The sequence below is a fragment of the Streptomyces albidoflavus genome, assembly GCF_000719955.1.
Classification (GTDB): domain Bacteria; phylum Actinomycetota; class Actinomycetes; order Streptomycetales; family Streptomycetaceae; genus Streptomyces; species Streptomyces albidoflavus.
In genome coordinates this window covers 145998-172497 of record NZ_JOII01000008.1, presented here as the reverse complement: position 1 = coordinate 172497, position 26500 = coordinate 145998, and the positions used below count along the sequence as shown (strand labels likewise).

Genomic DNA, 26500 nt, shown 5'->3' with positions numbered 1-26500 from the left:
GGAGAGCGGTGCCTCAGTCGAGGGTCTTGACGGCGTCGTCGATCATCGGCAGGTACCGCTCGATGACCCACGGCACGGTGAGCGGGTTGATGATCGAGGAGGCGGTGACGAAGGAGGTGTCCTCGCTGGTGACGAGCGAGCCGCGCTTGACGGCCGGCATGGCGGCGTACAGCGGCTGCTTCTCGATCTCGGCGCGGGTCTTCTTGTCGGTGTAGAAGGTGAAGAGCAGGTCGCTGTCCTTCAGCTTCTCGGCGTTCTCCAGGCCGATGATGGCCGAGTCGGTGCCCTCGACCTCCTTGAAGGTCTTCACCACCGGGTCGACGGTCAGGCCGAGGCCGGTCAGCATCTCGACGCGCTGCTCCTCGGGGAGGAAGACGCCGAGCGAGCCGGGGCCGTCGGTGTAGATGTAGGAGAACTTGACGTCCTTGTACTGCGGACGGGTCGCGGCGGCGTCGGCCAGCTGCTTCTTGATGTCCTTGATCAGGCCCTGGCCCTCGTCACTCTTGCCGAGCGCCTTGGCGATGATCTCGATCTGCTCGTCCCAGTTGGTCGACCAGGGCAGCTCGGGGTAGGCGACGGTGGGCGCGATGTCCTTGAGGATGTCGTACTGCTCCTCGGTCACACCGGACCAGGGGGCGAGGATGACGTCGGGCTCCAGCTCGGTGATGGTCTCGAAGTCGATGTCCTCACCGCCGGCGAACTGCTTGGGGAGCTTGTCGCCCTTCTCCTTCACCGCCTCGTTGATCCACGGGAGGTAGCCGGACTTGTCGCTGCCCCACTCGTAGCTCTCGATGCCGACCGGGGTGGTGCCGAGCGCGATCGCGGTCTCCGCGGAGCCCTGGCCGAGGGTGACGACCTTCTTCGGCTCCTCGGGTATCTCGGCGGTGCCGAGCTTGCTCTTGATGGAGACGGGGAACGCGCCGTCGCTCTTGGCGGAGGCGCTCGGCTTGCCCTCGTCCGAGGAGGAGGAGCAGCCGCCGAGGACGACGACGAGCGCGGTGGCCGCGGCCGAGGCGGCGACCGCCTTGCGGCGCGCCCGGGAGAACAGCGATGACATGGACGTTTCCTCAGGTCTGAAGAACTACGGAGCCGAGCCCCGCCGTCCGGGCCGGGGCGAGCCCAGGAACCGGGAAACGGGGAGCTGGTCGCAGCGGGGACCGTGCGACGTTAGGCAAGCCTAAGCTTAGGCCCTGGCGGCTTTCAATCGCCCTCGGGCCCGACGGGGATCACACTCCCCACCCGTCCCACGCTTTGCCCGGTTACGTCCGGAGTGCACCCTACGCAGGTGCGCGCGGCAGGCCATGACGCACCGTCAACCCGCCAGCGCGGCCGGGGCGGCGGGAGGCGGCGATCGCGGGGTGACGTGCGGAACGACCCCCGAAAGGCCCCAGGGGGACCCCGCCATGAGCACTTACCGACAGAAAGCGCAAACCAAGCGAAAGCGCTGTGGCTTGGTAGGCTGAGGGTATGACCGAGTCATCCGCGCGGACCACCGCGGAGGAGAGCGCCCCGGCCGCCCCCTCCGGAGTTCCGGACGCCTTCGACGTCTTCGCCCGCAGCTGCCCCTCGCGCACCACGCTGGAGCACGTCACCGGCCGCTGGGGCGGTCTGACGCTGGGCGCGCTGCACGAGGACACCCTCCGCTTCAACCAGCTGCGCCGCCGGGTGGACGGGGTGAGCGAGAAGATGCTCTCCCAGACGCTGCACGCCCTGGAGCGCGACGGCCTGGTGGTCCGGGACGCCCGGCCCGGCAACCCCCCGCACGTCGAGTACCGGCTGACCCCGCTCGGCGCCGAGGTCTCCACCCGCCTGCTCGGCCTGATCACCCTCCTGGAGGACCGCATGCCCGAGGTGCTGGCGGCGCGGGAGACCTACGACGGGCGGGGCGGGAAGTGACCCGGATGCCCGCGCCGGCCACTCAGCCGAGGATCGGGACGAGCCCCACCGCGAAGACGAGGTAGAAGAACGCGGCGAAGGCCAGCCGCCCGGGGGTGAGCCGGTGGGCGCGCATCGTCAGCAGCAGGTAGACGACGGCCGCCATGGTGACCAGCCCGGCCCAGAGCAGGGCGCCGTCGAACTCCCAGTCGGTGAAGAGCAGGCCGAGGCCGCTGGGAACGGTGGCCTGGATCATCATGGCGCCGGAGATGTTGGCCAGGGCCAGTCGGGTCTTGCCCTGGCGTACCCAGATGACCGCGTTCATGATCTCGGGCAGCTCCGTGGCGACCGGGGAGAGCAGCAGGGCCGTGACGGCGGAGGAGAGGCCGAGCATCGGGCCGATGGCGTCGAGCTGCCGTATGAAGAGCTGCGAGGCGCCGAAGATCACGGCCACCGCGGCGAGGGTCTGGAGCACCACCGCCCAGGTGGCGGGGGTGGCGGCCGAGGGCTGGAGCTTGAGCGGCTCCAGTTCCCCGTCGTCGCCGCCGTCGTCGCCGCTGCGGATCTCGCGCCAGAAGTAGACGGCGTACACGGCGAAGAAGAGCAGGCCGAGGACGGGTTTGACGGCGAAGGCGACGAGGCCGAGGGCGATCTTGACGGCGAAGACCGGCAGGAACCAGCTCTGGTCCTTGGCCAGCCGCCGCATGTCCTGCTCGTCACCGAGCGCCCGGCCGCCCGGGGCGGCGGACCGCTCGCGGTGCCGGCGGCGTTCGAGGAGCAGCATGCCTCCGGTGACCCCGTAGGCGACCGTGGCCAGGGCGAGCGGGCCGCCGAGCGCGGCGCCGACGCCGATGTTCCGGGCCTCGGCGCTCTCGCCCGTGGTGACCGCGACCAGCGTCACCACCGACTCGGGCAGGGCCGTCCCGAACGCGGCCAGGATCGTGCCGACCGCCATCTTCCCCACGTCGAGGCGGCGTCCCAGCCACTCCACGGCGTTGACGAACCACTCGCACGAGAGGTAGATCGCCACCGCGCAGACCACCAGCAGAACGAAAGGGATCACACTGACCGCCCGGCCTTCCCGGTGCCACGGTTCGCGGCCGGGTACGGCCACCCGGGATTCTGCCCGGGGGTGGGCGCCGGGGCGGTCAGGCGCGGTGGGGCGGCGGGCCGTGTCGCGGGGTCAGTCGCGCGGGTACCCCACCACCGTGTGGGTGACCGCCGTCGACTCCTCGGTCTCGTAGTGGTGGCTGCTCAGGCCGGAGAAGCGGGCCGTGTCGCCCTGGTCCAGGGCGTACCGCTCGCCGTCGACGACGAGGACGACGCGGCCGGAAACCACCGTCACGTACTCCACCGAGTCGGTGCCGTGCGAGGAGACCTGGCTCTGGGCGTGCGGGTGGAGGCGCGAGCGGTAGAACTCCGCGCGGCCCAGCTCGCCCTGGGCGAAGAGGAAGTGGACCGAGGTCTCCCCCGGCTCCTCGGCCGGTTCGGCCGCGCGGACGATCTCCGGGCGCAGCAGCGGGCGGCGCAGCAGGTCGGTGCAGGTGGTGGCGAGGACGTCGGCGAGGCGGGTGAGGATCTCCAGCGTCGGGTTGGCCTCGGCCCGCTCGATCTGGGAGAGCAGGCCCTTGCTGATGCCGGTGGCGGCGCCCAGTTCGCGCAGGCTCCAGCCCCGGGCGAGGCGGTGGCGGCGGACGTTCTGGGCGAGCGCCTCGCGGGCCGCGCCGGGGCCCGTCCGGGGGCCGGGGACCAGGGTGGGCGTCTCGGTGCCGTTGGCGTCCACGATTCTCCTCGGATCGCTCGGGGTGCGCCCGCGCACTGTACCGGGCGGCGTCACGGGGTCAGGTGGCCGTCGAGCATCCGCCGCGTCCAGGGGTGCTCGGGGCGGTCCAGGACGCGTGCGGCCGGGCCCTGTTCGACCACCCGGCCCCGGTGCATCACCACGGCGCGGTCGGCGAGTTGACGGACGACGGCCAGGTCGTGGGTGATGAAGAGGACCGCGAATCCCTCGCTGTCCCGCAACTGCCCCAGGAGGCTGAGGAGTTGCGCCTGTACGGAGACGTCGAGCGCGGCCACCGCCTCGTCGCAGATGAGGAGTTCGGGCCGGGCGGCCAGCGCGCGGGCGACGGCGACCCGCTGGCGTTCACCGCCGGAGAGGGCGGCCGGCCGGCGGCGGGCGTAGGAGGCGGGCAGCCGGACCTGGTCGAGGAGGCGGGCCACCTCGGCGTCGGCCTCGGCGCGCGGGAGCCGCCCCCGGGTCGCGGTCAGCGCCTCGCGGAGGGTGGCGCCCACGTCCCGCAGCGGGTTGAGCGAGGAGTACGGGTCCTGGAAGACGATCTGGACCCGGGAGGCGAGCCGTCGGCGTTCGGCGGTGGTGGGCCTGCGCCCGGCGGTCAGCGGGACACCGCCGACCACGCAGGTGCCCCGGTCGGCGCTCTCCAGCCCGGCGGCGATCCGGGCCAGCGTGGTCTTGCCGGAGCCCGACTCGCCCGCCAGGGCGACGATCTGGCCCCGCCGCACGGTCAGGTCGACCTCGTGCAGGGCCGTGTGGTCCCCGGCGGGCGAGCGGAAGACCCGGTGCAGCCCGCGCAGGTGCAGGGCCGCCTGCTCCGGCGCGGGCTCCGGGTCCCCCTCCTCCTCGCCGCCCCGCTCGACGACCGTGCGGCGTACGGGGGCGAGGCCGGGGCCCAGTTCGGCGGCGCGGAGGCAGGCGGTGAGGTGCGGCGGGTCCTGGGGCGCGCCCGGTACGGGGGTGGCCAGGAGCGGGGTGGTGCGGCAGAGGCCGGCGGTGTGCGGGCAGCGGTCGGCGAAGGGGCAGCCGGAGCCCCGGCTGCCCGGGGGCGGCACCGAGCCGGGCAGGGCCGGGAGTTCGGCGTACCGCTCGGTGAGGGAGGGCTCGGCGGCGAGGAGGGCGGCGGTGTAGGGGTGGCCGGGGACGGTGTGGAGGCGGGTGGCGGGGCCCTGTTCGAGGATCTGCCCGGCGTAGAGGACGTGGACGCGGTCACCGGCGGAGAAGGCGGCGCGCAGGTCGTGGGTGACGAGGACCAGGCCCATGCCGCGGCGGGCGCGCAGCTCGCCGAGGAGGTCGAGGACGGCGCGCCGGTTGGCGGCGTCCAGGGCGGTGGTGGGCTCGTCGGCGATGAGCAGGTCCGGGTCGCCGGCGAGGGCCGCGGCGGTGGCGACGCGCTGGCGCATGCCGCCGGAGAGTTCGTGCGGGTGGCGGTCGGCGACCGCCGCGTCCAGGCCGACCTCGGCGAGGCGCCGGACCACCTCGGCCCGGACGGCGGCCCGGCGGGCCCGTCCGCCGCCCGGGGCGGCGAAGCCGGGGCGCAGGCCGTCGGCGATCTGCCGTCCGCAGGTCAGCTGCGGGTGGAGCATGGTGAAGGGGTCCTGCAGGAGCAGGGACATCCGGTGGCCGCGCAGGGCGGCGCGCTCGCGCGGGGGCAGGGTGCCCAGGTCGGTGCCGTCGAGGCGGACGGTGCCGCCGGTGACCTCGACGCCGTCCGGGAGCAGCCCCATGGCGGCGCGCATCGTGAGGGACTTGCCGCTGCCGGACTCGCCGACGATCGCGACGGACTCCCCGCGTCCGACGGTGAGGGAGACGCCGTCGAGGAGGGGGACGGGGGTTCCGGAGGCGGTGGCGGCCAGCCGCAGCCCCTCGACGGCGAGGAGCGGGGTGGCGGGGACGGGGGCGGACACGGCCATCAGGACCTCCCACGGTCGGTGAACGCCTCGTGGAGCCGGTCGCCGAGGAGGTTGAGGGCGACGGCCGCGACCACGATGAGCAGCGCGGGGGCGAGGGCGGCGGAGGGGTTGTCGTAGAGGAGGGTGCGGTTGTCGGCGAGGAGGCGGCCCCAGTCGGGGGCGCCGGGCGGCACGCCGAGGCCGAGGAAGGAGAGGGCGCTGAGGGAGACCACGGCGCCCGCGAAGTTGAGCAGGGTGTTGGCGACGACCACCGGCAGGACGTTGGGCCAGATGTGCCGGACGGCCACAGTCGCCCGGGAGAGCCCCAGCGTCTCGGCGGCCTCGACGTAGGGCAGGTGGCGCTGTTCGCGGACGGCCGAGCGGACCAGGCGGATGTCACCGGGCGAGGTGAGGACGACCAGCACGCCGACGGCGAGGGCGTACCCGCCGCCCCCGATGCCCGCGACGACCAGGGTGACCAGCAGCGCCGGCAGGGCGAGCAGCAGGTCGGCGAGGCGGTGGACGACGGCGTCGACGCGGCCGCCGAGGTAACCGGCGAGCAGGCCGAGGGCGTTGCCGAGGACCATCGCGCCGAGGGCGACCAGGGCGGCGCCGGCGAGGGTGGAGCGGGCCCCGGCGACCAGGAGCTGGGCGATGTCGCGGCCCAGCGCGTCGGTGCCGAGCCAGTGCGTGGCGTCGGGCATGGCGGCGCCGAGGGCGAGGTCCTGCCGGTCCCAGCCGGGCAGCAGGGCGGTGCCGAAGCAGGCGGCCAGGGCGAGCAGTGCCAGCACGGTGGCGCAGGCGGCGGTGAGGAGGCGGCCGGGGCGGCGCGAGCGGCGTACGCGGGTCATCGGGCCGCCTTCGGGGTGGGCGCGGGGGTGCGCAGGCGGGGGTCGAGGAGGGGCTGGGCGAGGTCGGCGGCGAGGTTGGCGAGGCAGACCAGGGTGGCGACGGCGAGCGCGACGGCCTGGACGACGGGCAGGTCGCGGAAGGTGATGGAGTCGACGAGGAGCGGCCCGAGGCCGGGCAGGGCGAAGACCGTCTCCACCATCACGGTGCCCGCGAGGAGGTAGGCGAGGACCAGGGCGGCCCCGGCGGTGACCGGCACGGCGGCGCCGCGCAGGACGTAGCGGAACAGGACGGTGCGGGGGCCGACGCCCCGGGCTCGGGCGAAGGTGACGTGGTCGCGGGCGAGTTCGCGGACGACGGCGGCGCGGGTCAGTTTCAGCAGCACCGCCATGACGGCGAGTCCGAGGGTGACGGCGGGCAGCACCAGGTGGCGCAGCCGGTCGAGGCCGCCCTCCCCCGCCCCGTACGCCGGGAACCAGCCGAGCATCAGCGCGCAGACGTAGATGAGGGCGAGGCCACTGGCGAAGGCCGGGGTGGAGAGGGTGACGACGCCCAGGCCCTGGACGGCGCGGTCGGTGGGGCGGCGTTCGCGGAAGGCGGCGAGGACGCCGAGGGGCAGACCCAGCAGGAGGGCGGTGGCGAAGCCGAGGCCGACGAGCTGGCAGGTGAGCAAGGCCCGGTCGCCGAGGGCGGAGGCGACGGACTCGCCGGTCCGGATGGAGGTGCCGAGGTCGAGCCGGAGCAGGTCGCCGAGCCAGTGCCCGTACTGCACGAGGACCGGCTGGTCGAGGTGGTGGCGGGCGCGTACCTCGGCGAGTGCCTCAGGGGTGGCGCCACGCGCGCCGAGCAGGGTACGGGCCGGGTCGCCCGGGGCCAGCTGGAGCAGGGCGAAGACGGCGGCCGACAGGACGACCAGCAGCACGGCGGTCCCGGCCAGCCGCCGGGCGACGTACCGGGGCGGCAGCGCCGCGCCGAGCCGCGCGGCGACGCCCGGCGCGGGCGGGACCGGGGGCGGCGGGGTGCTCACGGGCGTTCCTGTACGGGGAGGGGGCGGGCCGCGCCGGAGGACTCACGGGGGACGTCGTCCTCGGGCGCGGCCCTGGGAGGGGTGGTCGGTGCGGCGGGGTGCGCCGGGTCGGGGGCGGGGCCGCCGAGGTGGGTGTCGAGCCAGTCGGCGGCGCGGGCGGCGGCGTCGAGGAGGTGGTCCGGGTCGGTGAACTCGTGGCCCTCGCCCGGGTAGACGTACAGCTCGGCGGGGGCGCGGCCGGCGCGGACCAGGGACCGGTACAGCTCGTGGGCCTGGCCGACGGGGGTGACGCGGTCGGCCTCGCCGTGCAGGAGGAGGGTGGGGGTGCCCCGGCCGCCCGCGGCGAGGACGGCCGAGCGGGCGAGGAGGGCTTCACGGCCGGCGGGGGTGGTGGGGTCGCCGAGGGCGTAGGCACGGTCGTAGCCGCCGCCGATGTTGCTGGTGTGGGTGAAGCTGAGCCAGTCGGTGGGGGCGGAGACGACGACGGCGGCCCGGAAGGCGTCGGTGCGGCCGGCGAGGAGGGCGGCCGTGTGGCCGCCGTAGCTGTGGCCGAGGACGGCGGTGCGGTCCGGGTCGGCGAGGCCGGCGGCGGTGAGGTGGCGGACCCCGGCGAGGAGGTCGTCGAGGTCGCCGCCGCCGACGTCGCCGACGACGGCACGGGCGTGGTCCAGGCCCCGGCCGCTGCTGCCGCGCGGGTTGGCGAGGAGGACGAGGTGGCCGGCGGCGGCGAGGGCCGGGGCGAGGCCGAGGACGTCGCCGGGCGCGTACCCGGCGGACCAGAGCCAGGCGGGGCCTCCGTGGACGAGGAGCGCGAGGGGGCGCGGGCCTGCCGCGCGGGGACCGGCGTACATCAGCAGGCCGTGCACCTCGGTGCCGTCGGGGGCGTGCCACCGGGTCTCCTCGGTGGTGAGGGCGGCGAGTCCGGGGCCGGGGTCCGGGTTGAGGGCGGTGACGGGGCGCCACTGCCAGGCGCCCGGGCCCGAGGTGGGGGCGAGGACCGTCTCGGGGGCGCGGCCGGGGGCGTCCAGGACGGTGGCGGCGAGCCGGCCGTCGGCGCTCAGCGACAGGGCGGGCTGGAAGGCGGGCCCGCCGAGGGTGACGGTGTCGCGCCACAGGACGCGGGGCTCGGGTCCGGCGTGGCCGACGCGGGAGCCGTGGGTGTCCCAGCCCGCGTACCAGAGGGTGCCGTCGGCGGCGTGGTGGAGCCAGGTGGCGTCCTCGGTCCCGGCCGGGCGGCCGACGGCACCGGTGGTGAGGTCGACGGTGACGGGGCGTCCGGAGACGATCGAGATGCCCTCGACGACGGCGGCGGTGCGCAGGTCGGGGCTGAGGGAGGGCGCGGCGAGCTGCCCGGCCGGGGTGTACAGGGTGGTGGCGGTGCGGGCGGCGAGGTCGAGGCGGGCGAGGCGGGCCTCGTAGTAGCCGCCGGGCAGGGGGTCCTCGCCGACGGTGGCGACGGCGAGGGTGCCGCCGCGCCAGGCGGCGTTCCAGACGGTGAGGCCGGGCGGGGAGACCTCGGTGCGGCGGCCGTCGGCGAGGTCGACGTGGTGCAGGGTGCGGGCGCCGAGGCCGGGGGCGAAGCGTTCCGGGGCCGGGGCGGGGCCGAGCCGGACGGGCAGCCCGAGGTGCATACCGTCGCGTTCGGCGCCGTCGGCGGCGCAGAGGGCGAGCGCCTCGCGCCCGTCGTCGCAGACGTGCAGCTCCTCGACGGCGCCGGGCAGTTGGGCGAGGGTCCGCACGGTGCCGTCCCCGGTGTCCAGGGCGTCCAGGCGGGCCGGTCCGCCACCGGGCGGTTCGGCGACGTGCAGCAGGGTGCGGGAGTCCGGGAGCCAGCGCGGGGTGTGGCGTTCGGCGGCGGGCGCGCCGGGTCCCGGTCCGTGCGGGGCGCCGTCCGGCGAGGCGGCGGCCGGGGTGAGGACGAGGCGGGCGCCGTGCGGGGTGGCCGCGGCGGTGGCGACGTGGCGCCCGTCCGGGCTGATCCGCGCCTCGACGGGCCGGGTCAGCCGCAGCGCCTCGCCGAGGACGCGCCGGACGGTGTCGGCGGTCCGCCTCGGGGGCGCGGGGGAAGCTGCTGCGACGGTCATCGGCGGGCGGGTCCTTGTCGTGTTCGGGGTGAGGAGGGGACGGGCGGGGCCGGGGAGGGCGGGTCATCGGCGGAACCCGCCCTCCCCGGCGTCAGGAACTCCGCAGCCGCGCGGCCCAGGGGCCGGTGAGGGCGAACGGCCCGTCACCGCCGCCGAGCGCGAGCCGGCCGGAGAGCGCGGTGGCGGTGGAGGCCCACCACAGCGGGAGGTACGGCAGGTCACCGGCGGCCTCGGTGACCGCCTCCAGCAGCAGGGCGCCACGCTTCCCGCTGTCGGTCTCGGTGGTGGCGGCCTTGAGAGCCCCGGTCACCTTCGCCTGGTCGTACCGGGCGATGTTGGTGGCCTCGGCCTCCCCGTGCAGGTACGCGTCGAGGAGTTCGGCGGGGTCGCCGGTGGTGGGGAAGTACCAGAGGAACTGGAGCGGGAACTTCCCCGAGCCCAGCTCGGCGATCCACTGCTCCAGGGTGATCTCCTCGACCTTCAGCGTGACGCCGATCTTCTTCAGCTCGGCGGCGAGGGCGAGGGCCGCCTTGCCGAGCTGGGGGCCGCTGCCCGGGTAGTGGAGTTCGGCGGTGAAGCCGTCGGGGTGGCCGGAGGCGGCGAGTTCCTTCCGGGCCGCCGCCAGGTCGTGGGCGGGCAGCGCGATCCGGTCGTAGGCCGCGGTGACCTGCTCGGCGGGGAGCAGGTCGCCCCACATGCCGGGCGACGGCAGCGCGGCCGCCACCTGCGCCTTCCCGTGCAGGATGCCCTCGGCCATCCCCGCGCGGTCGGCGGCGTGCGCCACCGCCCGGCGCACCCGGGGGTCGTCGAAGGGTGCCTTGCCCGTGTCGAAGGCGAGGGCGACCACCGAGCGGTCCTCGGTGTACGTCACCTCGGCGGCCGACTCCCAGCCGCGTGCCTCGTCCGAGGCGAGCCCGAGCGCGCCGTCGACCGCCCCGGACTTCATCGCGACCAGCCGCGTCCCCGCGTCCGGGACGAAGTCCAGCTTGAGCGTACGCACCCCGGGCTTCTCGCCCCACCAGGCGTCGTTCCGTTCCAGCAGCACATGGTCGTCGGCGGCGAACCCGGTGACCCGGTACGCGCCCGTGCCCAGCAGCAGGGTCTTCCCGGTGCCGACCTCGCCCCGGTGGCGCTTGAGGAAGGCGCGGCTGGAGACGAGCAGCCCGCTGGGGCTCACCGTCCAGAGGAAGAGCGCGTCGGGCTTCTTCAGCCGGACGGTGACCTCCAGGTCGCCGGTGACCTTGACCGAGGTGACGTGGGCGTACAGGTAGGCGAGCGCGTTGGTGTTCTTCGGGTCGCGGATCGCCTCGACCGAGGCGACCACGTCGTCCGGGGTGAGCGGGGTGCCGTCGCTGAAGGTGACACCCCGGCGCAGGGTGAACACGTACGTCCGCTCGTCCGGCTGGGTCCACCTGGCGGCGAGGCCGGGCCGCAGCTCACCGTCCGGGCTGACGGAGAGCAGCCCTTCCTGCACCAGGCAGGCCACGGCGTAGTTGAGCGTCCCCGACTCCCGGCCGACATCGAGGCTGCTGAGCGAGGAGGGCAGAGCGAGGGTGACCTTCTCCGGGCTCGCCCCGCCCTGCCCGCCCTCGTCCTCCTCGCGGCGCGGCGGAGCACAGGCGGCCAGCAGCCCGGAGGCGGCGAGCGCCCCCAGCCCCGCCCCCGTCAGCCCGAGCAGCCGGCGTCTGCCGATCCCACCACTTTCCCGCTCCATCCGGAACCACCCACCCCGCCTATGTCCATCAGTACGACCCAACTGGGCCGGGACAGTATCCGACGAGGTTGGAGGAGGTCAAAGGTGGGCTTATGGGTGTCCGAGGGGTGGACGGGGGTGAGGGCGGGGCGGGGTGGGACGCCGACAGGAGCAGGGGGCGGCGGAGATGCCGCCGGAGTGACCATCTCCGCGCGTCGGCAGTCACCTTGACGGCGCATCAGCTACCCGCTCGCCGGCTCCCGGCCGCGGGGCGCCGCTCAGCGGCCCGTGCGATCCCCCGCCCAGATCGCGGGGACGCGGCCCGACCACGGGCTCGCCTGTTCCAACTGGCCGGCGAGGCGGAAGAGGCGGCTTTCGAGACCGTGTCCGGCGGCGAACTGCATACCGATCGGAAGCCCCGTTTCCGCGTCGGCCGCCAACGGCACGGACATGGCGGGCGTGCCCGCCATGTTGAACGGCATGGTGAACGGCGCGCGGTCGAACACGGTGCCGATCCAGCCGAGGCCGTCCAGCGTCCGCGCGCCCTCGGCATAGGCGCCCAAGGGCACGGGAAGCTCCGGCACGGTCGGCGTGAGCAGGATGTCGTAGGTACCGAAGGACCGGGCCAGGCTGCGGGAGACACGGTTCCGTACCGCGAGAGCGGCGACGAGCTGGGCGCCGCCGACCCGCTGCCCGTAGTGGTAGCCGGCCAGGGTCGCCGGTTCGAGGGTGGAGGAATCGACGGGCCGGCCGAAGGCGGCGGCCAGCTCGTCGACCGTGGCCGCGAGGTTCGCCGTGAACAGACGGGCGTTGGCCAGGACGTACTCCTCCCAGCCCACGCCGAGGCCGGCCTCGGCCTCCTCCACCCGGTGGCCCAGGGATTCGAGCAGAGCCACGGTACGGGAGAGGGCGTCGGCCACCGGTGCGGTGGTGCGGCGTCCGCCCCACGCCTGGGCGAGGACACCGATGCGCAGCCGGCCCGGGTCGCGGGTGACCTCCTCCGCGTACGGCCGGGACGGCTGCTGGGCGAAGTAGGGGTCGCCCGGCTCCGGACCGCTGACCTGGTCGAGCAGGGCCGCGCTGTCGCGCACCGTGCGGCTGACACCGCCGGCCACGGCCAGACCGCTGAACAGCTCGTCGAAGTCGGGGCCCAGGGAGACCCGGCCCCGGGTGGGCTTCAACCCGAAGAGGCCGTTGTAGGCGGCGGGGACACGGAGCGAGCCGGCGGCGTCGGTGCCGTGGGCGAGCGGTACGACCCCGGCAGCCACGGCCGCGCCCGCACCCCCGCTGGATCCCCCCGCGCTCCGCTCCGGGTCCCACGGGTTACGGGTCGCGCCGTACAGCACGGGTTCCGTCGTGATGCTGTACGCCATCTCCGATGTCGCGGTACGTCCGAACGTCACCAGTCCGGCGCGGCGCACGCGCCGCATCAGGGCCGAGTCGGCGCGTGCGACGTTGCCGGCCGCGAGGCGGCTGCCCAGCTCCGTGCGCCGCCCGGCCATGGCGGCCCCGATGTCCTTGATCAGGAAAGGGACCCCGGCCAGTGGCGCACCGGCGGGCCCGGGCCCGCCGTCGGCCGGCCAGGTCTCCACGATGGCGTTGATCCGCGGATTGACCGCCCGCGCGGCTTCGAGCGCGGCTGTTCGCAGTTCGGCGGCGGTCACCTCCCCGTCGGCCACCAGCTTCGCGAGTCCGACCGCGTCGTGGTGCACGTACTCGGCAACTCTCACTTCTCACTCCTGACGGAAGGAACAATACCGATGAGTCTCATGCGATACCGCACGGTATCGCATGGGCCTGACTGGTACCGTGGGGGCCATGAGGCAAGAGGTCCCGCACGCGGGCGGACGTCACGGAGCAGCCATGACATCGACCGCCGGCAGGCCGGGCAGGGTGGCGAGACTGCCGCCCCGCGAGCGCATCCTCGACGCGGCGGAAGAGCTCTTCCAGAGCGAGGGAATCCGGCGGGTGAGCGTCCAGGCGATCGCCGAGAAGGCCGCGACCACCAAAATGGCGATCTACCGGCACTTCGAGACCAAGGACGCGCTGGTCGCGGAGTGGATGCGGATCGTCGCCGCCGACTATCAGGCGGCCTTCGACCGCGTCGAGGCCGAACACCCCGGCCGGCCCAGGGAGCAGATCGTGGGCCTGGCCCGCTTCATCGCCGAAGGACTGCCGGCCCTCTCGCACCGGGGCTGCCCGTTCATCAACTCCCTGGCCGAACTGCCCGACCGCTCCCACCCCGCGCGGCAGGTGATCGAGGAGCACAAGGCCCACCAGACCCGCAGGCTGGTGGGCATGTGCGCCGAGGCCGGACTGCCCGACCCCGGGCAGGCCGCGGCCGAGATCACCTTCGTACTCGAAGGCGCGCAGGTCAGCACGCAGAACGGAAGCATCGACCGGGCGGGGGAACGCCTGATGAGCATCGTTGAGGGGATCGTGGACCGGCACGGCTCCCCGCTCGACGCACCCCGGCCGGCCGTCGGCTGACATCCTCCCGGCCTTGTTGTCGGTCGCCGCGCTCAACCGCCGGCGCGGCGGCGAAGCGCTACCGGCTCTCCTTCTCCCACACCGACACGTGCTTCCCGCTCTCCGCCGTGAACGGCTCGCGGTTCCAGTCCGACCAGCGGTGGGTCAGGCGCATACCGGCGAGGCGGGCCATCAGGTCGAGTTCGGCGGGCCAGACGTAGCGGAAGGGGATGGAGCGGAAGCGGCTGTGGGGGCCGTCGAGGGTGACGTAGTTGGAGGACATCGCCTGGGTGGCGGTGTCGTAGACGTCGTAGCCCCAGACGGCGGGGCCCTGCTGGAAGAGGATCGTGTCCTGGCCCGGCGGGAGCTTGCGGAGTTCGGGGACGACGACCTCGATGACGAAGCGGCCGCCGGGGCGGAGGTGGTGGGCGGCGTTGGCGAAACAGGCGACCTGGGCGTCCTGGGTGGTGAGGTTGCCGATGGTGTTGAAGACGAGGTACGCGAGGTGGAAGGCGGCCTCGCCGCCGGGGACGCGGGTGGTGGCGAAGTCGCCGAACTCGACGCCGATCCCCTCGCCGCCGGGCTTCTCGCGCAGGCGGGCCACCATGGCGCGGGAGAGGTCGATGCCGTGCACGGGGACGGCGCGCCCGCTGAGCGGGAGGGCGATCCGTCCGGTGCCGACGGCGAACTCCAGCGCCCTGCCGCCGTCGGCCAGTTCGGCGAGTACGGCGGCGGTCGCGTCGACCGTTGACTGCTGGAACATCTCGGAGGTGGGGTCGTCGTAGGTGGCGGCGATCTGCTCGCCGAAGTAGTCCGTGAGCTCCTGGTGATGCCGTGTGGTCTCCGTCACGTCGGGCGAGGTTAGTGGCGGGGCGGGGCCGGGCGCGAAGGGTTTTTCTCGCGGCGAGGTGGCGAGAGCCCGGCCCGCCCGCCCGCCCGCTCAGACGATCTGTACGCGGTGCCGGACGACGGCGTCGAAGAGGTAGCCCTGGGTGTTGTGGGGCGTGGTGGCGGGCTGGGTGCGGCCGGTGGCGTCGGTGGCGCGGGCCAGCAGTTCGGCGGGGCCCCGGTGGCGCGGCAGGTGGGGGAAGGACCAGCGGACCCAGCTGTTGCGGGCGGGCGTGTCGCGGAGCAGGGCGCGGTGCCAGCGGTGGCCGCCGTCGGTGGAGACCTCGACGCGGCGCACCGGGGCCGCGCCCGACCAGGAGCGGCCGGTGAGCACGGTGATCCGGCCGGCGGGCAGGGGCGCGTCCACGTCGAGTTCGAAGGCGCTCTTGAGGGTCTGCCGGGTGAGCGGGGCGCTGCCCTCCTCGGGGTGGCCGGGGCCGAAGAGGCGGTAGAGGTCGGTGTTCCACGGCGTGTAGAGGGGCTGGGTGGAGACCTCGATGTCGCCCAGCCACTTGACGGAGGAGATGCCGATCCAGCCGGGCACCAGGAGCCGCACCGGATGGCCGTGGTCGGGCGGCAGCGGCTCGCCGTTCATCTCGTACGCGAGGATCACGTCGTCCAGTGCCTTGGCGACGGGCAGCGGGCGGCGGACGCGGCCGAGCGGGACGCCGTCGGTGACCACCTCGTCGTCGAGGCCGCGCGGGAGCACGTCGACAGCGTCGGGACGCAGTCCGGCGCGGCGCAGCACGTCGGCGAGGCGGGCGCCGCGCCAGCGGGCCTGGCCGATCGCGCCGAGGGTCCAGGCGGTGCCGCTGACCTGCTGGCCCTGCTGGGTGGCGAAGTGGCTGCGGCCGTTGCCGGCGCACTCCAGGAAGGCGGTGCGGGTGACGGCGGGCAGGGCGCGCAGCTCGTCGAGGCCGAGGCGGAGCGGGCCGCCGGTGAGGCCGTCGCCGTGGACGGTGAGCTGCCAGGTGGCGGCGTCGATGCGCGGGGTGCGGGTGTGGTTGCGGACGAAGAAGTGGCCGGCGGGGGTGAGGTGGCCGGTGCCGGCGAGGGCGGCGAAGCGGGTCTCGGCGTTGGTGCCGCGCACGGTGAACAGGTCGGCGGGGAGCGGCTTGACGATGCCGGGCGCCGGGTCCGCCACGGCGGCCGTGGCCGTGGCGAGGGCGCCCAGCGGGGCGGTGGCGGTCGCGGCGGCGGCGAGGCGGAGCAGGGTGCGGCGGTCGGTCCCGGCGCCCCGGGCACGGCCGTCGAGGAACTGGGCGAGGCGGGCGCGGTCGTAGGTGGCCTCTGCCTGGTACGGGTGGGACGGCCGGGGCGGCATGGGGTCTCCGTTTCGGGGTGACGGGTGGTCAGGGGGCGGACGGGGCGGGGTGCTGGGCGAGGGCGCGGCCGAGGAGTTCGCGGATCAGGCGGCCGACCTGGCCGGTCTCGACCAGGAAGCCGTCGTGGCCGTGGGGTGAGTCGATCTCGGCGAGCGGGTCGGCGCCGGGCAGGGCACGCGCCAGTTCACGCTGCTGGTGGAGGGGGTGGAGCCGGTCGGTGGTGACGCCCGCGATCAGGGCGGGGCCCCGGTAGCGGGCGAGGGCGGCGGCGGTGCCGCCCCGGCCCCGGCCGAGGTCGTGGCTGTCCATGGCGGCGGAGAGGGTGAGGTAACTGCCCGCGTCGAAGCGGCGGGTGAGCTTGTCGGCGTGATGGTCGAGGTAGGACTCGATCTGGTGGCGGCCGCCGTCGGCGGGGTCCTCGCCGGGCTGGGCGGCGCGGCCGAAGCGGGCTTCGAGTCCGGGCCCGGCGCGGTAGGTGAGGTGGGCGATGCGGCGGGCGGCGCCGAGGCCGAGGTGGGGGCCCTCGCCGGGGGCGGCGTCGTGGTAGCGGCCGCCGCGCCAGCCCCGGTCGGCGCGGATCGCGGCGGCCTGGGCGGCGCTCCAGCCGATCTGGTCGGCACCGGCGGCGGCGGGCGCGGCGAGGACGAGCAGGGCGCCGGTGCGTTCCGGGTGGCCGACGGCCCACTCCAGCGCGCGCATGCCGCCCATCGACCCGCCGACGACGGCGGCCCACCGGTCGATGCCGAGGGCGTCGGCGAGGAGGAGTTCGGCGGCGACCTGGTCGCGGATGGTGAGGTGCGGGAAGTCCGGGCCCCAGGGCCGTCCGTCCGGTCCGGGTGAGGCGGGGCCGGTGGTGCCCTGGCAGCCGCCGAGGGCGTTGGGGACGACCAGGAACCAGCGGTCGGTGTCGAGCGGGCGGCCGGGGCCGGTGAGCGCGTCCCACCAGCCGGGGGCGGGGTGGCCGGGTCCGGCGGGTCCGGCCAGGTGGCTGTCGCCGGTGAGGGCGTGCAGCACCAGGACGGCGTTGGACCGGTCGGGGGCAGGGCGCCCCCAGGTCTCGTAGGCGATCCGTACGCCGGGCAGGTGGCGTCCGCTCTCCAGGGGCAGCGGGGTCTCGGCGTGGTGCCAGGAGCGGCGGCCCGGCGGGTCGCCCTCCCGCCACGCGCCGGTGGCGGGAGGGAGGGGCCGCAGGGCGGGTACGGCGGTCAGGACGCGCCCTTGGCCGCGCGGAAGCCGGTCTCCAGATCGGCCTTGAGGTCGTCCAGGTGTTCCAGGCCGACGGAGAGGCGGACCAGGCCGGGGGCGGTGCCGGTGGCGGCGAGCTGTTCCTCGTCGAGCTGGCTGTGGGTGGTGGAGGCGGGGTGGATGATCAGGCTGCGCACGTCGCCGATGTTGGCGAGGTGGCTGAAGAGGGAGACAGCGTCCACGAACCGCTTGCCCGCCTCCACACCGTCCCGCAGCTCGAAGGAGACCACGGCCCCGGCGCCGCGCGGCAGGTACCGCTGCCCGGCCTCGTACCAGGGGCTGGAGGACAGTCCCGGGTGGTGGACGACGGCCACCTCGTCGCGGGCCTGGAGCCATTCGGCGAGCGCCAGGGCGTTGGCGGTGTGCCGCTCCAGGCGCAGGCTGAGCGTCTCGATGCCCTGGAGCAGCAGGAAGGCGCTGTGCGGGGAGAGGGCCGGGCCGAGGTCGCGGAGCAGCTGGACGCGGAGCTTGACGGCGAAGGCGCCGGGGCCGAGGTCGGGCCAGTACCGCAGGCCGTGATAGCTGGGGTCGGGCGCGGTGAAGTCCGGGAAGCGCTCGGGGTGGGCGCCGAAGTCGAAGCTGCCCGCGTCCACCACGACGCCGCCGAGGGTGGTGCCGTGGCCGCCGAGGAACTTGGTGGCGGAGTGGACGACGATGTCGGCGCCGTGCTCGGCGGGGCGCAGCAGGTACGGGGTGGGCACGGTGTTGTCGACGACGAGGGGGACGCCGGCCTCGTGGGCGACGTCGGCGACGCCCCGGATGTCGAGGACGTTGCCGCGCGGGTTGCCGAGGCTCTCGGCGAAGACCGCCTTGGTGGTGGGGCGGATCGCGGCGCGCCAGGCGTCGAGGTCGTCCGGGTCGTCGACGAAGGTCACCTCGATGCCCAGGCGCGGCAGGGTGTGCCTGAGCAGGTTGTAGGTGCCGCCGTACAGGGAGGTGCTGGAGACGAGGTGGTCGCCGGCGCCGGCCAGGGTGAGCAGGGCGAGGGTCTCGGCGGCCTGCCCGGAGGCGAGGGCGACGGCGGCGACCCCGCCTTCGAGGGCGGCGACGCGCTGCTCCAGGACGTCCTGGGTGGGGTTGTGGATGCGGGTGTAGATGTTGCCCGGTTCGGCGAGCGAGAAGAGCCCGGCGGCGTGCCGGGTGTCGTCGAAGACGAACGAGGTCGTCTGGTAGATCGGCACCGCCCGGGCGCCGGTGGCCGGGTCGGGGACGGCCCCCGCGTGGATCTGCCGGGTCTCGAACGACCAGGCGGGCTCGGCGGGTTCGGTGCTGGGGGTGGCGTCGGTGGGCTGGCTCATGTCTGGCCTCGCACGGGTCGTCCGGGTGGTGGCACGGCGGGGGCCGGGAGCATGCCGGGCCCGCCGCCTGCCCGGACGCTATGGGCCTTGGCGGGCGGGGCGACAGCGGTTCGGGCGACTGGCCACGAACCCGCAACGCGGGCGCAACAGTCGGGCCGGGTGACGTGGCGCACGCCCGCTGAATTCGCGCCCCAGTTTGCTGGACAAGGCCACGGGTAACCGCGCCGAACAGGCGCCCACACGAGGGAGACGCCGATCACCGAACGACTGCCGGAGGAGTTTTTTCCATGACCGTTTCTCAGGAGAACCAGGGCCTCAACATATTCGTCGTCGGACTCGACGAGGACAATCTCGACACCCTCTGCGCGGTGCCGGGCGCGGAGGAATTCACCTTCCATCCGCTGCTGTCGAAGGACGAACTCCAGCACGGCGAGATCGACTTCCCGGAACTCCTGCGCAAGGCACGCGCCACCCTCGACGCCTTCGAGGGCACCGTCGACGCGGTGGTCGGCTACTGGGACTTCCCGGTGAGCACGCTGGTGCCGATCCTGGCCCAGGAGCGCGGGCTGCGCTCCAGCTCCCTGGAGTCGATCGTGCGCTGCGAGCACAAGTACTGGAGCCGCCTGGTCCAGCGCGAGGTCGCGCCGGAGGCGGTGCCGGGGTTCGGCCTGGTCGACCTGAACGCCGAGACGCCCCGGCCGCCCGAGGGCGTGTCGTTCCCGATGTGGCTCAAGCCGGTCAAGTCCTTCTCCTCGGAACTGGCCTTCGGCGTCCGTGACGAAGCGGAGTTCCGCGAGGCGGTGGCCGAGATCAGGCAGGGGATCGACCGCGTCGGCGGCCCGTTCGAGCACATCCTGGACCGGCTGGACCTCCCCGACGAGGTCGCCGAGGCGGGCGGCGCCGCCTGCCTCGCCGAGGAGGCGCTGACCGGCGTACAGGTCGCCGTCGAGGGGTTCGTGCACCAGGGCGAGGTGGTGGTGTACGGCGTGCTGGACTCGCACACGTACCCCAACAGCGCCTGCTTCCTGCGCCACCAGTACCCGGCGGAGCTGCCCGAGGAGACGGTGGAGCGGATCGTGGACATCTCGCGGCGCGTCATCGGGCGGGTGGGCATGGAATCGGTGACGTTCAGCATCGAATTCTTCTACGACCCCGAGACCGGCGCCGTGAACATCCTGGAAATCAATCCGCGCCATTCCCAGTCGCACGCCGAGATGTTCGAGCACGTCGACGGCGTTCCCAATCACCACCGGATGATCTCGCTGGCACTCGGCCGCGATCCGCGGGTGAAGCGGGGCGACGGGCCTTTCGAATACGGCGCGAAGTGGTACTACCGGGTATTCCGTGACGGTGTCGTGCGCCGTATTCCGACGCCCGACGAGGTCGCCCGGATCGAGCGTGAGATACCGGGGGTGAAGGTCCAGATCGTCCCCGAGGAGGGCGTCCGGCTCTCCGAGATGCCCGGCCAGGACAGTTACAGCGCCGAGCTGGCCCACATCTACGTGGGCGCCGACAGCGACAAGGAGCTGGAGGCCAAGTACGACCGCGCGGTGGAGGCGCTGGAGTTCGTGATCGACGACGCCGCCTGAGCGCGGCCGCTCCCCCGCGCCGCCCGCACGACCCCGCACAGGAAGGGTGCTGCCCCCGTATGCGTTTCGTCAGCAATCTGCCCCATCCCGTCAAGGAGGAGGAGCACGTCCGCATCCCGATGTCGGACGGGGTGCGCCTGTCGGCCAGGATCTGGCGGCCGGTCTCCTCCGACGAGCATCCGGTCCCGGCGGTCCTGGAGGCCATCCCGTACCGCAAGCGGGACCTCAGCTCGGTCCGCGACTCGATGCACCACCCCTACCTCGCCGGTCACGGCTACGCCTGTCTCCGCGTGGACCTGCGCGGCACCGGTGACTCGGAGGGGGTGCTGCGCGACGAGTACCTGGAGCGGGAGCAGCAGGACGCCGAGGAGGTGCTGGCCTGGATCGCCGACCAGCCGTGGTGCGACGGCGCCACCGGCATGATGGGCATCTCCTGGGGCGCGTTCGCCGCGCTCCAGACGGCGGCCCGGCGCCCGCCGAGCCTGAAGGCGGTGGTGCTCGCCTCGTTCACCGACGACCGGTACGACGACGACATGCACTACATGGGCGGGGCGATGCTCTCCGACAACCTCGCCGAGGCGGGCACCATGTTCGCCTACGCCACCTGCCCGCCCGACCCGGCCGTCGTCGGGGAGAGCTGGCGCGAGCTGTGGCACGAGCGGCTGGAGGGCAGCGGGCCGTGGGTCGTGGAGTGGCTGCGCCACCAGCGGCGCGACGCCTACTGGCGGCACGCCTCGGTCTGCGAGGACTACTCCGCGCTCCAGGTGCCGGTGCTGGCCTCCAGCGGCTGGGCCGACGGGTACTCCAACGCGGTGACCCGGCTGCTGGAGAACGTCGACGTGCCCCGCAAGGGACTGATCGGCCCGTGGTCGCACAAGTTCCCGCACCTGGGCGAGCCGGGTCCGGCGATCGGCTACCTCCAGGAGGTGGTGCGCTGGTGGGACCACTGGCTCAAGGGCGAGGAGAACGGGGTCATGGACGGCCCGATGCTCCGCTCCTGGATGCAGGAGAGCGTGCCGCCGTCCACCTCCTACGAGGAGCGGCCCGGCCGCTGGGTCGGCGAGCCCTCGCTGCCCTCGCCGCGCATCGAGCCGGTCTCGCACCCGCTCTTCGCGCACCGGATCGGGCATCCGGGCGAGGCGGAGCCTCAGGGGCCCGGCGCGGGTGAGCCGCTGACGGTGCGCTCGCCGCTGTCGGTGGGGCAGTTCGCCGGCAAGTGGGCCTCGTACAACGCGCCGCCGGACCTCCCCTACGACCAGCGGGAGGAGGACGGCGGTTCGCTGGTCTTCGACAGCGAACCGCTGCCGGAGCGGGTCGAGATCCTCGGATCGCCCACGGTGGAGCTGGAGTTCACCGTGGACCGCCCGGTCGCGCAGGTCGCCGCCCGCCTCTCGGACGTGGCGCCCGACGGCGCGTCGACCCGCGTCACCTACGGCGTGCTGAACCTGACCCACCTGGACGGAGGCGACCCCGAACCGCTGGTCCCGGGGCGCCGCTACCGGGCCGTGGTCCGGCTCAACGGCACTGCCCAGGCCTTCCCGCCCGGCCACCGCGTCCGCCTCTCGCTCTCCACCTCGTACTGGCCGCTGGCCTGGCCGCCGCCGGAGCCGGTGCTGCTCTCGGTGGAGCCGGGGGCGAGCACGCTGACGCTGCCGGTCCGGCCGGTGGGCGAGCCCGACGAGGGGATCTCCTTCGAGGAGCCCGAGGCGGTGGAGCCCCTGGCGACCCGGGAGCTGGCCGCGCCCGAGCAGAGCTGGAAGGTCTCGCGTGACCTGGTCGACTACCGCTCGGCGCTGGACATCGTGAAGGACAGCGGCGTCACGCGGTACGAGGAGATCGGCCTCGACGTGGGCCGCCGGGCGGTGGAGCGGTACGACTGGGTGGCCGACGACTTCGGCTCGGTGCGCGGGCGTTCCGCCTGGACGATGCGGTTCACCCGTGGCGACTGGTCCACCCGTACCGAGACCGACACCGTGCTGACCTGCGACGAGAAGCAGTTCCACGTGTACGCCACGCTCGACGCCTACGAGGGCGAGGAGCGGGTCTTCTCGCGGAACTGGAAGGTGAGCGTCGACCGCGACCTCACCTGAGCCGCGCGGTCACCCCGCCGTGCGGCCGCTCCTGGCCCGCGCGTCCAGGCGGTAGCGGAGTTGCAGGAGCAGCGAAACGACCATCAGCGCGGCCGGGACCACGGTGAAGCCGGTGAGGATCGCGGAGTGCGCCTGGGCGCTCTGTGTCACCTGGTCCCCGGCGCGGCTGGCCACGAAGCCGCCGAGGGCGAGCGCACCGGCGTAGACGTACGGACCGGCGGCCGAGCCGATCGCCTCGGTCGCCGTCCAGACGCCCAGGTACGAGCCGGTGCGGGCCAGTTCGCCCGGACCGGCCTCGCGGATGGCGTCCGGGACCATGGAGAACGGGAAGAGCTGGATGCCGGCGAAGGAGACACCGAGCAGCAGCGTCGCGGCGACCACGGGGGCGAGGCCCAGCCGGTCGCCCGCCGCCAGGCCCAGCGCGCCGAGGGCGAACCCGGACTGGGCGGCGAGCAGGCAGCGCTGCTTGCCGGCCCGGCGGGAGAGCCGGAACCAGAGCGGGGTGGCGATGAGCGCGGGCGCCACGAAGGCCGCCATCAGCACGGTGGTGAAGCCGGGGCGGCCCAGTTCGTAGCGGGTGTAGTAGGGCAGTCCGGCGAGGACGAGGTGGGTGGTGGTGGAGGCGAGCAGGTAGGAGGCGGCCAGCACGCGGAAGTGCGCGTTGGCGCGGAGCACCGAGCGGACGTCGGCGAGGGTGTCGCGGACCGGCCGGGCCCGCCGCTCCCCTGCGGCGGCGGGCCCGGCCGGTGCGCGCGGCGGGACCAGGCGGCGCACGCCGCCCACCCCGACGAGCTGGAAGGCGAGGGTGAAGGCGCCGAGGACGAGGGCCATCAGGGTGTAGGCGGCGACGGTCGGCTCGCCGTCGCCGACCAGGAGCGGGGCGACGGCGCCGCCGACGAGGATGCCGAGGGTCAGCACGACCATCCGGAAGGAGAGGACCCGGGTGCGGCCGTCGTAGTCGACGTCCATGTCGGTGGGGGTGGCGAGGTAGGGCACCTGGTACGCGGCGAAGAGGGTGTTGCCCACGACGAACCAGCCGGCGACCCAGAGCGCGGCGGCCCACGGGCGGTCCGCCACCGGGCCGGGGACGGCGAAGAGGGCGACGAAGGCGGGGCCGAGGGCGCAGCCGGCGGCGAGCAGCCGGAGCCGGCTGCCGCGCCGGACCCGGTCGGCGTCGGAGAGGAAGCCGACGAAGGGGTGGAGGACGACGTCGACGACCTTCGGGACGAGCAGGACGAGCCCGGCCAGCCACGGGGAGACGCCCAGGGTGTCGGTGAGGAAGTACAGGAGCAGCAGTCCGGGGACGGTGACGTACACGCCCATCCCCGCCGAACCCAGGGCGTAGCGCACCAGGGCGGGGGTGCCGGGGCTCGTGGCGGGGGCCGGGAGCTCCCCGGGGGCGCCGGACGGGGCGGGCAGACTCATCTAATCCACCAGATGCTTGATTGCGGGTGGACCGGATCGTAGCCACACTGGGCCGAATGAGAAAGAGCGAGGACCGGGCGGACGGCGGGGACGAGGCGGCGGGCGGGGCGCGGGCGAGACGGCCCGGCCGGCCGCCGCGCGGCGCGGACGGCGCGCCGCCGACCCGGGAGCGCATCCTCACCGAGGCCACCGCGCTCTTCGCGCGGGGCGGCCCGCAGGGCGTCTCGATGCGCGACGTGGCGGCCCGGGTCGGCATCGACGTCTCCAGCGTCCACCACCACTTCGCCACCAAGACGGCCCTGTACGACGCCTGTTTCGCCCGGGTCTACGAGCGGGAGCAGCGCGCCCTCGCCCCGCTGGTGGACCGGCTCGCCGCAGCCGTCGCCACCGGGGACCGGGGGGAAGTGGCGGCCGCCATGCACCACTTGGCCGACGGCTTCGTGGACTTCCTCCAGGAGCATCCGCACACCACCTTCCTGTGGCTGCGCCGCTGGCTGGAGCCGACCCGCGACTCGGCGCTCGACGCTGCCTACGCGCTGCCGATCTACGAGCGGGTGGAGCGGGTGCTGCTCGGCGCGGCGGCGGGCGGCACGCTGCTGGAACCGACCCCGCACGTGACGGTGCGCAGCCTGGTGTGGGCGGCGCACGGCCACATCACGGCGCTGGCGGCGGCCGAGCGGGACCCGGTGGCGGCGGCCCGCGAGCGGTACGAGTTCCGGGCGTACGCGCACCGCTTCCTGGACCGGATGTACCCGGCCCCTGGCGCCGAGGGGACCGGTGGCCGATAATCCGGGCCACGTAAATCCATCAGGCGATGGATTCGGGGAAGGGTGCGGCATGGGCGGCGGGAGCGGGACGGCGCGGGCGGGCGTGACGGCGGTGGTCGGGGGCGGGGCCGCCGGGATCGCGGCGGTGAAGGCGCTGGCCGAGGCCGGGCTGCCGGTGCTCGGCCTGGAGCGGGCCGAGGCGCTGGGCGGGCTGTGGCGGCTGGCCGGGGAGACCGCCGCCTACGAGGGGCTGCGGCTCAACACCAGCCGCCCGCGCACCGAGTTCTCCGACTTCCCGATGCCCGCCGACTGGCCGGACTACCCGGGCCGCGCCCAGCTCCTGGAGTATCTGGAGGCGTACGCCGAGCGGTTCGGGGTGACGGAGCACTACCGGTTCGGGACCACCCTGGTGCGGGCCCGGCGGGACGGGGACGGCTGGGCGCTGGAGCTGGAGGGACCGGCCGGCCCGTACACCGAGCGCGTCGCCCACCTGGTCGTGGCCAACGGGCACAACCACACGCCGAAGCTGCCCGCGCCGCGCCCGCCGGGCCGGTTCACCGGCACCGAGTCGCACGCCCACGCGTACCGGGTGCCCGGGGAGTTCGCCGGGCACCGGGTCCTGGTGGTGGGCGCGGGCAACTCGGCGATGGACATCGCCACCGAACTGACCGGCCACGCCCGCCGGGTGGCGCTCTCCACCCGGCGCGGGGTGTGGGTGCTGCCCAAGCGGCTGCTGGGCCGCCCCTCCGACCAGCTCAACGGCGCCCTCGCCGCCGTCCTGCCGTGGCGGGTGCGGCAGACCGTCTCCCAGACCGTGCTGCGCCTGGCCGACCGGCGCCCGGCCGGGCCCGGGCTGCCCGCGCCCCGGCGGGGGGTGCTCCAGGACCATCCGACGCTGAGCGACACCGTGCCCTCGCTGGTCGCCGCCGGACACCTGGACGCCCGGCCGGGCATCGAGCGGTTCGAGGGCGGGGCGGTGCGGTTCACCGACGGGACCACCGAGGAGTTCGACCACATCGTCTGGTGCACCGGCTACCGCGCGACCACGCCCTTCCTCGACCGCGACGTGGTGGCCGATCCGGCGCGGCTGCTGCTGTACCGGCACGTCTTCGTGCCCGGGGACGGCTCGCTGTCGTTCGTGGGGCTGATGCAGTCGACCGGTTCCGCGCTGCCCGTGGTGGAGGCGCAGGCCCGGCTGGTGGCGGCGTACCGGGCGGGGCTCTGGCGGCTGCCGGAGCGGGCGGTGGCCCGGCGGACGGCCCTGGCGGAGCTGCGGGCCGCCCGGGCCCGGTGGGGCGAGAGCCGCCCGCACCTGCGGATCGACATCGACCAGTACCTGCGGACCGTCCGGGCCGAGCTGGCCCGCGCGGGCGCCGGCCGGCCGCTGGCGGGGCGCCGGGTGCTGGTCACCGGGGCGGCGGGCACCTTCGGGCGGGCGATGACGGCCCGGTTCACGGCGCTCGGCGCCGAGGTGGTGGGGCTCGACCTCACCGACCCGGGCGACCTGGGCGTCCCGGTCGTCCCCTGCGACCTGACCGAGCCGGACCAGGCCCGGGCGGCCGTCGCGAAGGCGGCCGGGCTGCTCGGCGGCGTCGACCTGCTGGTCAACAACGCGGGACGCGGCGGACCCGCCCCCGCCGAGCAGGCGCCGGGCGAGGAGGTCCACGCCCAGCTGCGGCTCAACCTGGTCGGCGCCTGGGAGGTGACCGCCGCCGCGCTGCCGCACCTCGAACGGGCCCGGGGCCGGGTGGTCTTCATCGCCTCCCGGATGGCGGTCCTGCCACTCCCGCTGGCCGCCGCCTACGGTGTGTCGAAGCGGGCGCTGGCCGCCTACGCCGACGCGCTGCGGCTGGAGGTCGGCACCCACGTCGGCGTCACCACGGTCTACCCGAGCATGGTGGCGAGCCCCATCCACGACACCACCCGGGCCGCCGGCCTCTCCCTGGACGGCGTCTCCCGCCCCGAGCCGGTCGAGGGCGTCGTCGACGCGGTGGTGGCCGCCGCCACCGCGCCCCGCGCCCCGCGCGACGTGGCGACGACGCGCCGGGGCCGCCTGGAGATGGCCTTCGCCCGCCACGCCCCCGCCCTCGCCGACCGCGTGGTCCGCCGCACGGTGGCCGCCCGGGTCACCGCCGGCGCCTTCCGCGACGCCCCGCTGGCGGCGGGGCTGGTGCGGCGGCACCGGGGGTAGG

At 74.8% G+C, this 26500-nt stretch carries 20 protein-coding genes; 6 read left to right on the top strand and 14 right to left on the bottom strand.

All coding sequences use genetic code 11. The features are described 5' to 3' along the window. Nucleotides 1-13: 13 nt before the first annotated feature. Nucleotides 14-1057, bottom strand: coding sequence for an iron-siderophore ABC transporter substrate-binding protein (locus IF45_RS0112050; protein ID WP_008413408.1), 1044 nt, complete (start codon nucleotides 1055-1057; stop codon nucleotides 14-16). 410 nt (nucleotides 1058-1467) lie between these two features. Between IF45_RS0112050 and IF45_RS0112045 the strand changes: the two genes are divergently transcribed. Beyond that, nucleotides 1468-1896: a winged helix-turn-helix transcriptional regulator gene (locus IF45_RS0112045; RefSeq protein ID WP_010641404.1), complete on the top strand. Its 429-nt coding sequence runs from the start codon at nucleotides 1468-1470 to the stop codon at nucleotides 1894-1896. 22 nt (nucleotides 1897-1918) lie between these two features. Here the strand turns inward: IF45_RS0112045 and IF45_RS0112040 are convergent, their stop codons facing one another. From IF45_RS0112040 to IF45_RS0112005, 8 genes are all read right to left on the bottom strand, one after another. Continuing rightward, on the bottom strand, nucleotides 1919-2938 hold the full coding sequence (locus tag IF45_RS0112040) for a sodium:calcium antiporter (RefSeq protein WP_030307293.1): 1020 nt from the start codon (nucleotides 2936-2938) through the stop codon (nucleotides 1919-1921). Between the two features lie 120 nt (nucleotides 2939-3058). Continuing rightward, nucleotides 3059-3658 (bottom strand): helix-turn-helix domain-containing protein, encoded by a 600-nt coding sequence (locus tag IF45_RS0112035; RefSeq protein ID WP_008413403.1) that lies wholly within the window; start codon nucleotides 3656-3658, stop codon nucleotides 3059-3061. 50 nt (nucleotides 3659-3708) lie between these two features. Then, complete coding sequence (locus IF45_RS0112030) at nucleotides 3709-5580, bottom strand: ABC transporter ATP-binding protein (protein WP_030307291.1); 1872 nt, start codon at nucleotides 5578-5580, stop codon at nucleotides 3709-3711. After that, nucleotides 5580-6410 (bottom strand): ABC transporter permease, encoded by an 831-nt coding sequence (locus tag IF45_RS0112025; protein WP_003951488.1) that lies wholly within the window; start codon nucleotides 6408-6410, stop codon nucleotides 5580-5582. The genes IF45_RS0112030 and IF45_RS0112025 overlap by 1 nt, the downstream gene beginning before the upstream one ends. After that, nucleotides 6407-7435 (bottom strand): ABC transporter permease, encoded by a 1029-nt coding sequence (locus IF45_RS0112020; protein ID WP_015506922.1) that lies wholly within the window; start codon nucleotides 7433-7435, stop codon nucleotides 6407-6409. Before IF45_RS0112020 ends, IF45_RS0112025 begins: the two co-directional genes overlap by 4 nt. Next, complete coding sequence (locus IF45_RS0112015) at nucleotides 7432-9519, bottom strand: alpha/beta hydrolase family protein (RefSeq protein WP_030307288.1); 2088 nt, start codon at nucleotides 9517-9519, stop codon at nucleotides 7432-7434. The genes IF45_RS0112020 and IF45_RS0112015 overlap by 4 nt, the downstream gene beginning before the upstream one ends. A gap of 91 nt (nucleotides 9520-9610) precedes the next feature. After that, nucleotides 9611-11233, bottom strand: coding sequence for an ABC transporter substrate-binding protein (locus tag IF45_RS0112010; RefSeq protein WP_018469535.1), 1623 nt, complete (start codon nucleotides 11231-11233; stop codon nucleotides 9611-9613). 257 nt (nucleotides 11234-11490) lie between these two features. Continuing rightward, on the bottom strand, nucleotides 11491-12942 hold the full coding sequence (locus IF45_RS0112005) for an amidase (RefSeq protein ID WP_030307287.1): 1452 nt from the start codon (nucleotides 12940-12942) through the stop codon (nucleotides 11491-11493). 133 nt (nucleotides 12943-13075) lie between these two features. On the opposite strand from IF45_RS0112005, the gene IF45_RS0112000 reads away from it, so the two are divergent. After that, entirely contained in the window at nucleotides 13076-13702 is a 627-nt protein-coding gene (locus IF45_RS0112000) for a TetR/AcrR family transcriptional regulator (protein WP_030307285.1), read from the top strand. Nucleotides 13703-13760: 58 nt separating this feature from the next. Here the strand turns inward: IF45_RS0112000 and IF45_RS0111995 are convergent, their stop codons facing one another. The 4 genes from IF45_RS0111995 to IF45_RS0111980 all read right to left on the bottom strand — a co-directional run bounded on the left by IF45_RS0111995 (nucleotide 13761) and on the right by IF45_RS0111980 (nucleotide 18437). Continuing rightward, entirely contained in the window at nucleotides 13761-14531 is a 771-nt protein-coding gene (locus IF45_RS0111995) for a class I SAM-dependent DNA methyltransferase (RefSeq protein ID WP_030307284.1), read from the bottom strand. 90 nt (nucleotides 14532-14621) lie between these two features. Beyond that, a complete protein-coding gene (locus IF45_RS0111990) occupies nucleotides 14622-15893 on the bottom strand; it encodes a sulfite oxidase (protein WP_030307281.1) in 1272 nt (423 codons plus the stop codon). Nucleotides 15894-15921: 28 nt separating this feature from the next. Then, nucleotides 15922-17085, bottom strand: coding sequence for a homoserine O-acetyltransferase MetX (metX, locus tag IF45_RS0111985; RefSeq protein WP_003951481.1), 1164 nt, complete (start codon nucleotides 17083-17085; stop codon nucleotides 15922-15924). A 14-nt stretch (nucleotides 17086-17099) separates the two neighbouring features. Then, nucleotides 17100-18437 (bottom strand): bifunctional o-acetylhomoserine/o-acetylserine sulfhydrylase, encoded by a 1338-nt coding sequence (locus IF45_RS0111980; RefSeq protein ID WP_003951480.1) that lies wholly within the window; start codon nucleotides 18435-18437, stop codon nucleotides 17100-17102. A gap of 287 nt (nucleotides 18438-18724) precedes the next feature. Between IF45_RS0111980 and IF45_RS0111975 the strand changes: the two genes are divergently transcribed. Continuing rightward, nucleotides 18725-20026 carry an ATP-grasp domain-containing protein gene (locus IF45_RS0111975; RefSeq protein ID WP_003951479.1) on the top strand — a complete coding sequence of 434 codons (1302 nt, stop codon included), beginning with the start codon at nucleotides 18725-18727 and terminating at the stop codon, nucleotides 20024-20026. A 59-nt stretch (nucleotides 20027-20085) separates the two neighbouring features. Beyond that, nucleotides 20086-22116 carry a CocE/NonD family hydrolase gene (locus IF45_RS0111970; protein WP_003951478.1) on the top strand — a complete coding sequence of 677 codons (2031 nt, stop codon included), beginning with the start codon at nucleotides 20086-20088 and terminating at the stop codon, nucleotides 22114-22116. 9 nt (nucleotides 22117-22125) lie between these two features. On the opposite strand, the gene IF45_RS0111965 is transcribed toward IF45_RS0111970, so the two are convergent. After that, nucleotides 22126-23541 (bottom strand): MFS transporter, encoded by a 1416-nt coding sequence (locus IF45_RS0111965; RefSeq protein WP_030307279.1) that lies wholly within the window; start codon nucleotides 23539-23541, stop codon nucleotides 22126-22128. A gap of 56 nt (nucleotides 23542-23597) precedes the next feature. Here IF45_RS0111965 and IF45_RS0111960 point away from each other — a divergent pair, with 56 nt between their 5' ends. Then, nucleotides 23598-24329: a TetR/AcrR family transcriptional regulator gene (locus IF45_RS0111960; protein WP_015506927.1), complete on the top strand. Its 732-nt coding sequence runs from the start codon at nucleotides 23598-23600 to the stop codon at nucleotides 24327-24329. A 49-nt stretch (nucleotides 24330-24378) separates the two neighbouring features. Continuing rightward, nucleotides 24379-26499 (top strand): SDR family NAD(P)-dependent oxidoreductase, encoded by a 2121-nt coding sequence (locus IF45_RS34260; RefSeq protein ID WP_030307277.1) that lies wholly within the window; start codon nucleotides 24379-24381, stop codon nucleotides 26497-26499. The last annotated feature ends 1 nt before the right edge of the window (nucleotide 26500 follow it).